The organism is Streptomyces calvus (assembly GCF_006782915.1).
Classification (GTDB): domain Bacteria; phylum Actinomycetota; class Actinomycetes; order Streptomycetales; family Streptomycetaceae; genus Streptomyces; species Streptomyces calvus.
Window position 1 is genome coordinate 82660 of the sequence record NZ_VCNP01000020.1, and the last position, 12337, is coordinate 94996.

The following is a 12337-nucleotide window of genomic DNA, read 5'->3' on the forward strand; positions in this document are numbered from 1 at the left end:
CTCGTGCAGTGGACCTTGGTGGTGCCCCTGAAGCCGCTGGCCCAGGCCAAGAGCAGGCTCTCGGACACCGCGGACGACGGCCTGCGCCCGGGTCTCGCGCTCGCGTTCGCCCAGGACACGGTGGCGGCCGCGCTGCGGTGCCCGGCGGTCCGGGATGTGGTGGTGATCACGAACGACGCCCTCGCCGCCCGCGAACTGGCCGCGCTGGGCGCCGGTGTCGTCCCCGACGCGCCGCGTGCCGGCCTGAACGCGGCTCTCGCGCACGGCGCTGCGGCGGCACACGCCTCGTCCCCGGCCCCGGCGGGCGTGGCCGCCCTCAACGCCGATCTGCCGGCGCTTCGCCCGCGCGAACTGGCCCGTGTCCTCGACGCGGCGGCGCAATTCCCGCGTTCCTTCCTCGCGGACGCGGCCGCGCTCGGCACGACATTGCTGGCCGCGCACCGAGGACAGGGCCTGCGCCCCCGCTTCGGCCCCGGCTCCCGGGCCGGGCACCTGGCCTCCGGCGCCGTGGAACTGCACCCGGACCCGGTGGATTCCGTACGCCGGGACGTGGACACCGGCGAGGACCTGCGGGCGGCGCTCGCGCTCGGGGTGGGCCCCCACACGGCCGCGGTCGCCGCGCGGCTCCTCACGATCGAGCAGTAGGCTGCCGACATGCAGGCCACCGCGTACACGTACGACCCCGACAGCCGCAGCGGCCAGGTGCTCCTGGACGACGGCACCCCGGTGCCCTTCGACGCGCCGGCGTTCGACGCGGGTGGTCTGCTGCTGCTGCGTCCCGGCCAGCGGGTGCGCATCGAGACCGAGGGAGAGGGCGAGGCCCGGCGGATCACCCTGGTGACGCTGCAGACGTTCTGACCCGCGACCGGTGGGCGCCGGCCCCGCACACACCGCGGGCCGGACTCCGATCGGAGTCCGGCCCGGCGCGTGAGAACCGCTTGCCCGTGGGCTACTTCTTGCGGGCGGTGGTCTTCTTGGCGGTGGTCTTGCGTGCGGTCGACTTCTTCGCGGGCGCCTTCTTGGCCGTCGCCTTCTTCGCCGGGGCCTTCTTGGCGGTCGTCTTCTTCGCGGCGGTGGTCTTCGTCGCCGTGGTCTTCGCGGGCGCCTTCTTGGCCGTGGTCTTCTTGGCCGCCGTGGTCTTGGTGGTGGCCTTCTTCGCCGGAGTGGCCTTCTTGGCGGTCGTCTTCTTCGCGGTGGCGGCCTTCTTCGCCGTCGTCTTCTTCGCGGCGGCCTTCTTCACCGTCGCCGAAGCGCCGCCGGTCAGGCTGCCCTTGGGCGCCTTCTTGACCGAGACCTCACCGCCGCGCGGCAGCTTCTTCGAGCCGCTGACCAGGTCCTTGAAGCCCTGGCCCGCGCGGAAGCGCGGAACGGAGGTCTTCTTGACCCGAACCCGCTCGCCCGTCTGGGGGTTGCGGGCGTAGCGGGCCGGGCGGTCGACCTTCTCGAACGAACCGAAGCCGGTGACCGAGACCCGCTCACCCGCGACGACCGCGCGGACGATGGCGTCCAGTACGTGGTCGACGGCCTCGGCCGCCTGCTGGCGGCCGCCCACCTTGTCGGCAATCGCTTCTACGAGCTGCGCCTTGTTCACGTCTTCCCCTTCGGAGACATCGCCAGAACGAAAGTGTTCAAGCTTTTTCGCACGTTAGGCAGATATATACCGCAAATCAAACACGAAACGGGCTAATCACCCTTGTGCCGCAACGGACTCGACTGCCCGACTGGTTCAGCGTTCCTCTTCGGGGAATCGACCCTCGTCGAGGTCCGCGGTGAACCGCTCCAGACGCCTTGCCGCGTCGGCGAGATCGTGCTTGGCCGCGGCCGTAATGACCAGCAGCTTCCGGGTCAGCGCCATCCGTACGCCCTCCGGGACTTGCAGTGCGCGCACCTTTGCATGCGCTTGTTTCAGCTGGACCGCGACTGCCGCATAGAGCTCGAGTTGGCCGTCGTGTTCCATGCACAGATTGTGCCATCTGGGGCGAGTTGTCGCCTGCCCAGGGGGCAACTGCCGCCTCGGACGGCCGTCCGTGCACCGCCGAGGAGCACGAGTACGTGACACGTGTACCCCGGCAACCACCTTCATAACGTGGCCAGTTGATGGCACTCAAGAGGGCGCGCGGGGCCGAACGGGTGCAGAAACGGCCGTACCCCCGATCGGGCCGATCGGGGGTACGGGAGGAGTGTGCGGTGGCCGAAAGTCGACCTCGCGGGTGGACTTCGGCCGCGGCCGGGTCAGGCCGTGAGCGTCCTCGGCTTGAACGACGGGCGCTTCGCCTCGTACGCGGCGATGTCCGCCTCGTTCTGCAGCGTGATGGAGATGTCGTCGAGGCCGTTCAGCAGCCGCCAGCGGGAGTTCTCGTCCAGCTCGAAGGAGGCGGTGATGCCCGCGGCCCGCACCTCACGCGCCTCGAGGTCCACAGTGACCTCGGCAGTCGCGTCCTTCTCCGTGAGCTCCCACAGCGCATCCACGATCTTCTGCTCCAGAACCACCGTGAGCAGGCCGTTCTTGAGCGAGTTGCCGCGGAAGATGTCCGCGAAGCGCGAGGAGATGACGGCCTTGAAGCCGTAGTTCTGCAGCGCCCAGACGGCGTGCTCGCGGGAGGAGCCGGTGCCGAAGTCGGGGCCGGCGACCAGCACCGTGGCGCCCTCGCGCTCGGGGCGGTTGAGCACGAACTCCGGGTCCTTGCGCCAGGCCTCGAACAGCCCGTCCTCGAACCCGTCCCGCGTGACCTTCTTGAGCCAGTGGGCGGGGATGATCTGGTCGGTGTCGACGTTGCTGCGGCGCAGCGGGACGGCCCGGCCGGTGTGGGTGGTGAATGCTTCCATGACTGATCAGACTCCAGCGGGCGTACGGGCGTCGGCGTCGGCGAGGTCGGCCGGGGAGGCGAGGTGTCCGAGGACCGCGGTGGCGGCGGCGACCTGCGGGGACACCAGGTGGGTGCGGCCGCCCTTGCCCTGTCGGCCCTCGAAGTTGCGGTTGGAGGTGGAGGCGGAGCGCTCACCGGGGGCGAGCTGGTCGGGGTTCATGCCCAGGCACATCGAGCAGCCGGCGTGCCGCCACTCGGCACCCGCCTCCTTGAAGACCACGTCCAGGCCCTCGGAGACGGCCTGCAAGCCCACCCGCGCCGAGCCCGGGACGACCAGCATCCGTACGCCGTCGGCGACTTTGCGGCCCTTGATGACGTCCGCGGCGGCGCGCAGGTCCTCGATGCGGCCGTTGGTGCAGGAACCTACGAAGACGGTGTCGACGTCGATGGAGCGCAGCGCCTGTCCGGCCTCCAACCCCATGTATTCCAGGGCCTTTTCGGCGGCGAGCCGCTCCGAGGCGTCTTCGTACGAAGCGGGGTCGGGGACGGACGCCGAAAGCGGAGCGCCCTGGCCGGGGTTGGTGCCCCAGGTGACGAACGGCGACAGTTCGGCGGCGTCGATGACGACCTCGGCGTCGAACTGGGCGTCGTCGTCGGTCCTGAGCGTCTTCCAGTAGGCGACGGCCGCGTCCCAGTCCTCGCCCTGCGGGGCGTGCGGCCGGCCCTTGAGGTAGGCGAAGGTGGTCTCGTCGGGGGCGATCATGCCCGCGCGGGCGCCGGCCTCGATCGACATGTTGCAGATGGTCATCCGGGCCTCCATCGAGAGCTTCTCGATGGCGGAGCCGCGGTACTCCAGGACGTAGCCCTGGCCGCCGCCGGTGCCGATCCTCGCGATGATCGCCAGGATCAGGTCCTTGGCCGTGACACCCTCGGGCAGTTCGCCGTCGACGGTGATCGCCATGGTCTTCGGGCGGGCCATGGGCAGCGTCTGCGTGGCCAGCACGTGCTCGACCTGGGAGGTGCCGATGCCGAAGGCCAGGCCGCCGAAGGCGCCGTGCGTGGAGGTGTGGGAGTCGCCGCAGACCACCGTCATGCCGGGCTGGGTGAGGCCCAGCTGCGGGCCGACGACGTGCACGACGCCCTGCTCGACGTCGCCCAGCGGGTGCAGCCGGACGCCGAACTCGGCGCAGTTCTTGCGCAGCGTCTCCAGCTGGACCCGGGAGACCGGGTCGGCGATGGGCTTGTCGATGTCGAGGGGGGGGGTGTTGTGGTCCTCGGTCGCGATGGTGAGGTCGAGGCGGCGCACGGTGCGGCCGCTCTTGCGGAGGCCGTCGAAGGCCTGCGGGCTGGTCACCTCGTGCAGCAGGTGCAGATCGATGAAGAGGAGGTCGGGCTCGCCCTCGGCGCGCCGGACGACGTGGTCGTCCCAGACCTTCTCCGCGAGTGTCCTACCCATCGCTTTCCCTTCGGCCGGTACGAAACGGCTCCGGCCCAACTAGAGATCTGTGAGGACGGCGCCCGCACCCCTTGATCCCGGGCGTTCCGCCGCCGGGCCCGGTGGTCCACGGGCCTCATTGCTTCCGTGCTTCCAGAGTGGCGGGTTCCACGGAAAATTGAACTTGCGTTTCACAGAGTGAGACGCAAGTATCGTTGCATGGACAACAGTAGCGGCGTCGGCGTTCTGGACAAGGCGGCCCTCGTCCTGAGCGCTCTGGAGTCCGGTCCGGCCACCCTCGCGGGCTTGGTCGGGGCGACCGGACTGGCACGACCCACGGCCCACCGCCTGGCCGTGGCGCTGGAGCACCACCGCATGGTGGCGCGTGACATGCAGGGCCGTTTCATTCTCGGCCCGCGGCTGGCGGAGCTGGCCGCGGCGGCGGGCGAGGACCGTCTGCTCGCCACGGCGGGCCCGGTGCTCACCCACCTCCGGGACGTCACCGGGGAGAGCGCGCAGCTCTACCGCCGGCAGGGCGACATGCGGATCTGTGTCGCCGCGGCGGAGCGTCTGTCGGGCCTGAGGGACACGGTGCCGGTGGGCTCCACGCTGACGATGAAGGCGGGCTCCTCGGCGCAGATCCTGATGGCCTGGGAGGAGCCGGAGCGGCTGCACCGGGGCCTGCAGGGCGCCCGTTTCACGGCGACGGCCCTGTCGGGCGTACGGCGTCGCGGCTGGGCCCAGTCGATCGGCGAGCGCGAGCCGGGCGTGGCGTCCGTCTCGGCGCCGGTGCGCGGTCCCTCGAACCGGGTGGTGGCCGCCGTGTCGGTCTCCGGCCCGATCGAGCGTCTGACCCGCCACCCGGGCCGCATGCACGCCCAGGCCGTCATCGACGCCGCGGCACGTCTCTCCGAGGCGCTGCGCCGCTCCTGATCACCTCTGCCGTACGTCCCGTGGGATCGGGCCCGCCTCAACGCCGCGGCAGGCCCGCCCTCGGCGCCCCGGACGCACCCCGGACGCGTCGTGTCACGGACCGGCCACGGAACGCCGAAAGCCCTCCACCGAAGTGGAGGGCTTTCACCGTGTACCCCCGACCGGATTCGAACCGGCGCTACCGCCTTGAGAGGGCGGCGTGCTAGGCCGCTACACAACGGGGGCGTGGATCATGCGTTTCCGCAGATCCTGCTGGTCTACCTGGACTCGAACCAAGACTAACTGAACCAGAATCAGTCGTGCTGCCAATTACACCATAGACCAATGATGGTTTAGACCAGTCAGTACCCCCGACCGGATTCGAACCGGCGCTACCGCCTTGGGAGGGCGGCGTGCTAGGCCGCCACACAACGGGGGCCCCAGCGATCCTGCATCGAGAACCGTGGGAGCTACCCTGCTGCCCTCGCGGGAAGGATCTGTACCCCCGACCGGATTCGACCCGGCGCTACCGCCTTGAGAGGGCGGCGTGCTAGGCCGCTACACAACGGGGGCCCTAGCGATCCTGCATCGAGAACAGTGGGAGCTACCCTGCTGCCCTCGCGGGAAGGATCTGTACCCCCGACCGGATTCGAACCGGCGCTACTGCCTTGAGAGGGCAGCGTGCTAGGCCGCTACACAACGGGGGCTTTGCGGATGAGATCCGCGGTTGCAGATGAGCTCTGCGAGCTGGCCTACCTGGACTCGAACCAAGACTAACTGAACCAGAATCAGTCGTGCTGCCAATTACACCATAGGCCACTGGAACGCAAGCCCCTGAGGGGTTCTTGTTCTAGTTCTGCGCTTCGGGGTTCCGGCCTTCCGGCCCGCTCCCCGCGGCGCAGGAAGAACATTACCCGAAGGTGGACGGGGCTCCAAAACGAGTATCGGCGCGCAGCAGCGAGGGGAGTTCGGCGAGGGAGGCGATGCGGCGCGGCCCCACGGGCGGCTCGACGGCCGCGTACGCACCGCCGCGGTCGATCCACACCGACAGCAGCCCGGCCTCCGCGGCGCCCCGGCCGTCGATCTCCGGGTGGTCGCCGACGTACGCCACCTGGTCCGGCGGCAGCGCCAGGGCTTCGCAGGCGGCGAGGAAGGCGCGCGGCTCGGGCTTGGAGACGCCCAGTTCGGCGGCGCACAGGATGGCCTCGAAGCGGTCGTGCACGCCGAGGACGCGCAGCTTGCGGTCCTGGACGTGGAGGCTGGAGTTGGAGAGCACCGCGTGGCGGTGGCTGGTGGCGAGGGCGTCGAGGACGGGCAGCACGTCCGGGAAGAGGCTCCAGGCGGACTCGTAGTGCGTGACGTACCGCCGGAACCAGTCGTCGGCCTCGGCGTCGGTCAGTTCGCGGTCCAGGAAGACCCGGGTGCGGTCGCGCCGCTGGGTCTCGAAGTCCACCTCGCCCGCGGCGAACCGCGCCCACTGCAGATCGGTGATCTCCCGCCAGCGCGCCAGCGCCTCCTCCACGGAGGAGTGCCGGGCGAGCAGGCCCTCGGCCAGCAGATGGGCCCGCATGCCCTCGCGGTCGGCGGTGGTGTAGTCGAACAGCGTGTCGTCCACGTCCCATACGACGGCTCGGATCGCCATGCCCCGACCGTACCCGGAAACGGTGAAGGGGCGGTGCCGGAACGATGTTTCCGGGCACCGCCCCTCGAAAGGCCGGCGGTTCAGCCGGCGAGCTTCGCCAGGGCCGCGTCGATCCTGGCCAGCGTCTTCTCCTTGCCCAGGACCTCCAGGGACTCGAAGAGCGGCAGGCCGACGGTGCGGCCGGTGACGGCGACGCGCACCGGGGCCTGCGCCTTGCCGAGCTTGAGGCCGTGGGCCTCGCCGGCGGCCAGGACGGCCTCCTTCAGCGCCTCGGCGGACGTCCAGTCCGCGGCGTCCAGGTTCTCGCGGGCGGTGCGCAGCAGGGCGTCGGAGCCCTCCTTCATCGCCTTGTTCCAGGACGCCTCGTCGAAGACCGGCTCCGGCAGGAACAGGAAGTCGACGTTGTCGGTGATCTCGGAGAGGACCTTCAGGCGGGTCTGCGCGTGCGGGGCGACGGCCTGCCACTTGGCCTCGTCGAAGTCCTCCGGCGCCCAGGGCGCGAAGGGGGCCCTCAGCCAGGGCGCGCAGCGCTCGGCGAAGTCCTTCGCGTCGAGCATCCGGATGTGGTCGGCGTTGATCGCCTCGCACTTCTTCAGGTCGAAGCGGGCCGGGTTGGGCTGCACGTCGGTGACGTCGAAGGCCGCGACCATCTCCTCGACCGAGAAGACGTCCTGGTCGGCGGAGAGGGACCAGCCGAGCAGGGAGAGGTAGTTGAGCAGGCCCTCGGGCAGGAAGCCGCGCTCGCGGTAGAGGTTGAGCGAGGACTGCGGGTCGCGCTTGGAGAGCTTCTTGTTGCCCTCGCCCATCACGTACGGCAGGTGGCCGAAGGCCGGGATCTCCTTGGCCAGGCCCAGCTCGATCAGCGCCTTGTACAGGGCGATCTGGCGCGGGGTGGAGGAGAGCAGGTCCTCGCCGCGCAGGACGTGGGTGATCTCCATCAGGGCGTCGTCGACCGGGTTGACCAGCGTGTACAGCGGGGCGCCGTTGGCGCGGACGATGCCGTAGTCCGGGACGTTCTCCGGGGTGAAGGTCAGCTCGCCGCGGACCAGGTCGGTGAAGGTGATCGTCTCGTCCGGCATGCGGAAGCGGACGATCGGCTCACGGCCCTGGGCCTTGTACTCCTCGACCTGCGCCTCGCTCAGGTCGCGGCAGTGGCCGTCGTAGCCGGAGGGCCGGCCGGCGGCGCGGGCGGCCTCGCGGCGGACGTCCAGCTCCTCCTGGGAGCAGTAGCAGTGGTAGGCGTGGCCGGCGTCGAGGAGCTTGCGCGCGACGTCCCGGTAGAGGTCCATGCGCTGCGACTGGCGGTACGGCGCGTGCGGGCCGCCGACCTCGGGGCCCTCGTCCCAGTCGAAGCCGAGCCAGCGCATCGCGTCGAGCAGCTGCTCGTACGACTCCTCCGAGTCGCGGGCCGCGTCGGTGTCCTCGATGCGGAAGACCAGGGTGCCCTGGTGGTGCTTGGCGAACGCCCAGTTGAACAGGGCGGTGCGGACCAGGCCCACGTGGGGGTTACCGGTCGGGGACGGGCAGAAACGGACGCGTACTGGGGAGCCGGGTGCGCTAGCCACGCTTGACAACCTTGTTGGTGAGAGTGCCGATGCCTTCGATGGTGACGGCGACTTCGTCGCCGACGTTGAGGGGGCCGACCCCAGCCGGGGTGCCCGTGAGGATGACGTCGCCGGGCAGCAGCGTCATGGCCTCGGAGATGTTGACGACCAGGTCCTCGATGGAGTGGATCATCTCGCTGGTGCGGCCGAGCTGGCGCTGGGCGCCGTTGACCGTGAGCTGGACGGTGAGGTCGCTCGCGGCGGTGAGGTCCAGGTCCGTCTCCACCCAGGGGCCGAGCGGGCAGGAGGTGTCGAAGCCCTTGGCCCGCGCCCACTGCTTCTCGCGCTTCTGGACGTCGCGCGCGGTGATGTCGTTCGCGCAGGTGTAGCCGAAGATCACGTCCTTGACGCGCTCGCGCGGGACCTCGCGGCACATGCGGCCGATCACCACGGCGAGCTCGGCCTCGTGGTGCACCTCCTGGGAGAAGGAGGGGTACTGGATCTCGTCGCCGGGGCCGATGACGGAGGTGGACGGCTTGAAGAAGGCGAACGGGGCGTCGGGCACCTCGTTGCCGAGTTCCCTGGCGTGTTCGGCGTAGTTGCGGCCGAAGGCCACGACCTTGTTGGGGAGCACCGGGGGCAGCAGCCTGACCTTGCTCACCGGGACCTTGGTGCCGGAGAGCTCGAAGTCCGCGAACGGGATGCCCTTGATGATGTCGAGGACGAGCTCGTCCTGCCGGTCGCCCTCGACCGCGCCGAAGGCGACGTTCCCGTCGATGGAGAATCTGGCGATGCGCACGGGATGCTGGTCCCCTTGACTTGAGCGGCTGGAGTCTGACGCTCCAGGCTAACGCGGAAGCCGGTCCCCGCCCCGCGCATCACCAGGGGGTCGGCACGGACGTACGAGGGGCGCCCCGCGAAGACCGTGGGGCGCCCCTCGTGCGTGCGCGTCGGGCGGGTGCGGCGGCGTTGAGCGTTTCGCGGCCGGCGCGCGTATGGACCGGTGCTACTGCGCGGCACCCGCCGCGGCCGGGAGTTCCATGAGGACGGTGCGCTTGGGGTTGGCGGTCTGAGTCGGCAGTTCGACGGGGTGCTCCTGCTGGACCGGCGTCTGGAGTTCCCCGGCGTCGTCGAGGTGTGCCAGCGTGGTGCGCCGCGGGTTGGCGATCTTGTGGAACATCGTCGTCGTCTTCACTGTTTACTTGACCCTGTCCTTGTCGCGGGCGCCCTGGAGGGGGTCAAGGACCCCGGGGCGGGCGCGGGTTGTCGGTTTTGCCATCCCTGTAAAGCGTCAGGCTAAACATGCAATTCCCGGCCGACGGCACGCGAAGGCCGTGATCACCGTGTGAGTTTGCTCACGACTTGAGGGACAAATCGACCAATCCGAACCGACCCACCGGTCGGTGGAATCGGACATTCACGACCTGAAGCCCTCATTCCGCTCCTGATCATCGCGACTGGGACACCTGCCCACCCCGGCCGGATCGCAGGCATACGTCCGCTTTGCCCCGTATCACTTTGCACCACCGGTGATTCGTCACTCACGTCCTGTCACGTATCTCACGCGTACGCCCATGGGCCTTGTTGGAGATCCGGCACTGTGCTGGAATTCCACGGACCGCCGCAGGATCGAGCCGGCGCACGGGCGGCGCACCGACGCGCCGAGTGGCGGGCGAGAAGGGGGAACCAGCGCCGGTCACTCACGACCACCCGGGGACGTATTCAGGGCGCCCCCAAGACGCCGACACCGTGCCTCACCGTTCACGCGGAGAGGCGCCTGGTCCAGAGGTTGCGACGCTAGTGCAGGGACGTTTCAAGAGGGATGGCAGCGCTTCGGCGGAGCCGGAGCACGGCGGGAATGGCCCCAGGGCCGTCAGCTCCTCGCCCCAGCACGCCCAGAACCAGGGTCCGAGCGCTCCCGGCAACGGCGGCGAACGCCCGGGTGCGGGCGCGTCCGCCCCGAGTCCGGCACCGGCCGCCCCGAAGGGCCCGACCGGCCCGGGACCGCGAATAGCGCTGCGCAACTGGCGTATCTCCACCCGTCTGGTGTCCCTGCTCGCCCTCCCCGTGGTCGCGGCCACCTCGCTGGGTGCCCTGCGTATCAACCAGTCGATGGACGACATCCAGCAGCTCGACAACATGAAGCTGCTGACGGACATCACCAAGGAGGCCACCGAACTGGCGGCCGCGCTCCAGGAGGAGCGCGACCAGTCGGCGGGCCCGCTGGCGCACGGCGGCAAGGCCACCGACTTCTCGGTCAAGGGCTACCGCGACAAGACCGACCGCGCGATGGCGAACTTCCTCGACAGCTCCGAGGAGATCGACGCCGCGAGCAAGGACGGCAACCTCAAGGGCGTCCGCGACAACCTGGTGCAGCTCGCCGGCGACCTGGGCGACCTCGCCAAGATCCGCAACACGGCCTTCGCGTCGGAGCGGAACTCCACGCAGACCGTCGAGGGCTACCACCGCCTGATCGAGAACCTGATCGACCTCTCGCAGGACATGGCCGAGGCGACCAGCAACCCGGACATGATCCAGCGCACCCGTGCCCTGGCGTCCTTCTCCTCCGCCAAGGAGTACGCGTCGATCCAGCGCGCGGTCCTCGCCGCGGCGCTGCCTGCCAGCAACACCACCACCGGCCAGCTCTCCGAGAACGACCGGCTCTACGCCGAGTCCGCGCTGGCCAGCCAGAAGTCCGAGATCCGCAGCTTCAAGAGCATCTACGGCGACGTCGACGCCACCGAGCTGCTGCTGCCGATCGAGGACGGCAACACCACCATCAAGGCCACCGACGAGTACGCCGGGCGTGCGCTGGCCTCGGAGTTCGGTCTCAGGTCGGTCGGCAAGCGGTCCTACCGCGACTGGCTGGACGACAGCTCCACCAAGATCCAGCAGATGAAGAACATCGAGCTGACGCTGCTCGAGGAGATGGAACAGAAGGCCCGTGAGCTGCGCAGCGCCACCGAGCGCGACGCGATCATCTCCGGTGCGCTGATCCTGCTGGTGCTCGGCGTCTCGCTGGTCGGCGCCTTCGTCGTGGCCCGCTCCATGATCCGCTCGCTGCGCCGGCTGGAGGAGACCGCGACCAGGGTCGCCCAGGACCGCCTGCCCGACCTGGTCAAGCAGCTGTCCGAGTCCGACCCGCAGGACGTCGACACGTCCGTGGAGTCGGTCGGTGTGCACTCCCGGGACGAGATCGGCCGCGTGGCCGCGGCCTTCGACGACGTGCACCGCGAGGCGGTCCGCCTCGCCGCCGAGCAGGCCCTGCTGCGGGGCAACGTCAATGCGATGTTCACCAACCTCTCGCGCCGCTCCCAGGGTCTGATCCAGCGCCAGCTGTCGCTGATCTCGGAGCTGGAGTCCCGCGAGGCCGACCCGGACCAGCTGTCCTCGCTGTTCAAGCTGGACCACCTGGCCACGCGCATGCGCCGTAACGGTGAGAACCTGCTGGTCCTCGCGGGCGAGGAGCCGGGCCGCCGGTGGACCCGCCCGGTCCCGCTGGTCGACGTGCTGCGTGCCGCCGCCTCCGAGGTGGAGCAGTACGAGCGCATCGAGCTGGCGTCGGTGCCGAGCACCGAGGTCGCCGGCCGGGTCGTCAACGACCTCGTGCACCTGCTCGCCGAGCTGCTGGAGAACGCGACCTCGTTCTCCTCCCCGCAGACCAAGGTCAAGGTCACCGGTCACGCACTGCCCGACGGGCGCGTGCTGATCGAGATCCACGACACCGGTATCGGTCTGTCGCCGGAGGACCTGGCGGCGATCAACGAGCGGCTCGCCTCGCCGCCCACCGTGGACGTCTCCGTCTCCCGCCGCATGGGCCTGTTCGTGGTCGGCCGCCTCTCGCAGCGCCACGGCATCCGCATCCAGCTCCGCCCGTCCGACTCCGGCGGCACGACCGCGCTGGTCATGCTGCCCGTGGACGTCGCCCAGGGCGGCAAGAAGCCGCAGGGCAAGCCGGGCCAGCCGGGCCAGGGCGGCGGCGGACCGGCCGCCGCGC

12 protein-coding genes and 6 tRNA genes are annotated in these 12337 nt (G+C 70.0%); 4 read left to right on the plus strand and 14 right to left on the minus strand.

Features of this window, described 5'->3' with window-relative positions; genetic code table 11:
- Nucleotides 1–3: 3 nt before the first annotated feature.
- Both cofC and FGW31_RS09445 read left to right on the plus strand, forming a co-directional pair.
- Nucleotides 4–645, plus strand: coding sequence for a 2-phospho-L-lactate guanylyltransferase (gene cofC / locus FGW31_RS09440; protein WP_142192935.1), 642 nt, complete (start codon nt 4–6; stop codon nt 643–645).
- A gap of 9 nt (nt 646–654) precedes the next feature.
- Nucleotides 655–858 (plus strand): hypothetical protein, encoded by a 204-nt coding sequence (locus FGW31_RS09445; protein WP_073936452.1) that lies wholly within the window; start codon nt 655–657, stop codon nt 856–858.
- Between the two features lie 91 nt (nt 859–949).
- Here the strand turns inward: FGW31_RS09445 and FGW31_RS09450 are convergent, their stop codons facing one another.
- From FGW31_RS09450 to leuC, 4 genes are all read right to left on the minus strand, one after another.
- Nucleotides 950–1591, minus strand: coding sequence for an HU family DNA-binding protein (locus FGW31_RS09450; protein ID WP_142192936.1), 642 nt, complete (start codon nt 1589–1591; stop codon nt 950–952).
- A gap of 135 nt (nt 1592–1726) precedes the next feature.
- Complete coding sequence (locus FGW31_RS09455) at nt 1727–1957, minus strand: SCO5555 family protein (protein ID WP_142192937.1); 231 nt, start codon at nt 1955–1957, stop codon at nt 1727–1729.
- A 275-nt stretch (nt 1958–2232) separates the two neighbouring features.
- A complete protein-coding gene (gene leuD / locus FGW31_RS09460; protein ID WP_142192938.1) occupies nt 2233–2826 on the minus strand; it encodes a 3-isopropylmalate dehydratase small subunit in 594 nt (197 codons plus the stop codon).
- A gap of 6 nt (nt 2827–2832) precedes the next feature.
- Complete coding sequence (leuC, locus tag FGW31_RS09465) at nt 2833–4263, minus strand: 3-isopropylmalate dehydratase large subunit (protein WP_142192939.1); 1431 nt, start codon at nt 4261–4263, stop codon at nt 2833–2835.
- A 198-nt stretch (nt 4264–4461) separates the two neighbouring features.
- On the opposite strand from leuC, the gene ndgR reads away from it, so the two are divergent.
- The gene (ndgR, locus tag FGW31_RS09470; RefSeq protein WP_006130487.1) at nt 4462–5175 is read left to right on the plus strand and encodes an IclR family transcriptional regulator NdgR; all 714 of its coding nucleotides are present in this window, start codon (nt 4462–4464) and stop codon (nt 5173–5175) included.
- 152 nt (nt 5176–5327) lie between these two features.
- On the opposite strand, the gene FGW31_RS09475 is transcribed toward ndgR, so the two are convergent.
- The 10 genes from FGW31_RS09475 to FGW31_RS09520 all read right to left on the minus strand — a co-directional run bounded on the left by FGW31_RS09475 (nt 5328) and on the right by FGW31_RS09520 (nt 9535).
- Nucleotides 5328–5400, minus strand: a tRNA-Glu gene (locus FGW31_RS09475).
- Nucleotides 5401–5427: 27 nt separating this feature from the next.
- Nucleotides 5428–5499: transfer RNA gene (locus FGW31_RS09480), tRNA-Gln, on the minus strand.
- Between the two features lie 21 nt (nt 5500–5520).
- A tRNA-Gly gene (locus FGW31_RS09485) sits at nt 5521–5593 on the minus strand.
- A gap of 61 nt (nt 5594–5654) precedes the next feature.
- A tRNA-Glu gene (locus FGW31_RS09490) sits at nt 5655–5727 on the minus strand.
- Between the two features lie 61 nt (nt 5728–5788).
- Nucleotides 5789–5861 (minus strand) — tRNA-Glu (locus tag FGW31_RS09495).
- 40 nt (nt 5862–5901) lie between these two features.
- Nucleotides 5902–5973: transfer RNA gene (locus tag FGW31_RS09500), tRNA-Gln, on the minus strand.
- A 91-nt stretch (nt 5974–6064) separates the two neighbouring features.
- The gene (locus FGW31_RS09505; RefSeq protein ID WP_142192940.1) at nt 6065–6796 is read right to left on the minus strand and encodes an HAD family hydrolase; all 732 of its coding nucleotides are present in this window, start codon (nt 6794–6796) and stop codon (nt 6065–6067) included.
- An 80-nt stretch (nt 6797–6876) separates the two neighbouring features.
- The gene (gene gltX / locus FGW31_RS09510; RefSeq protein WP_142192941.1) at nt 6877–8361 is read right to left on the minus strand and encodes a glutamate--tRNA ligase; all 1485 of its coding nucleotides are present in this window, start codon (nt 8359–8361) and stop codon (nt 6877–6879) included.
- The gene (locus tag FGW31_RS09515) at nt 8354–9139 is read right to left on the minus strand and encodes a fumarylacetoacetate hydrolase family protein (protein WP_142192942.1); all 786 of its coding nucleotides are present in this window, start codon (nt 9137–9139) and stop codon (nt 8354–8356) included. The genes gltX and FGW31_RS09515 overlap by 8 nt, the downstream gene beginning before the upstream one ends.
- Before the next feature lie 207 nt (nt 9140–9346).
- On the minus strand, nt 9347–9535 hold the full coding sequence (locus FGW31_RS09520; RefSeq protein WP_142192943.1) for a hypothetical protein: 189 nt from the start codon (nt 9533–9535) through the stop codon (nt 9347–9349).
- Nucleotides 9536–10140: 605 nt separating this feature from the next.
- Between FGW31_RS09520 and FGW31_RS09525 the strand changes: the two genes are divergently transcribed.
- Nucleotides 10141–12337: sensor histidine kinase (locus tag FGW31_RS09525; RefSeq protein WP_142192944.1), on the plus strand; the 2197-nt coding region annotated here is incomplete at its 3' end.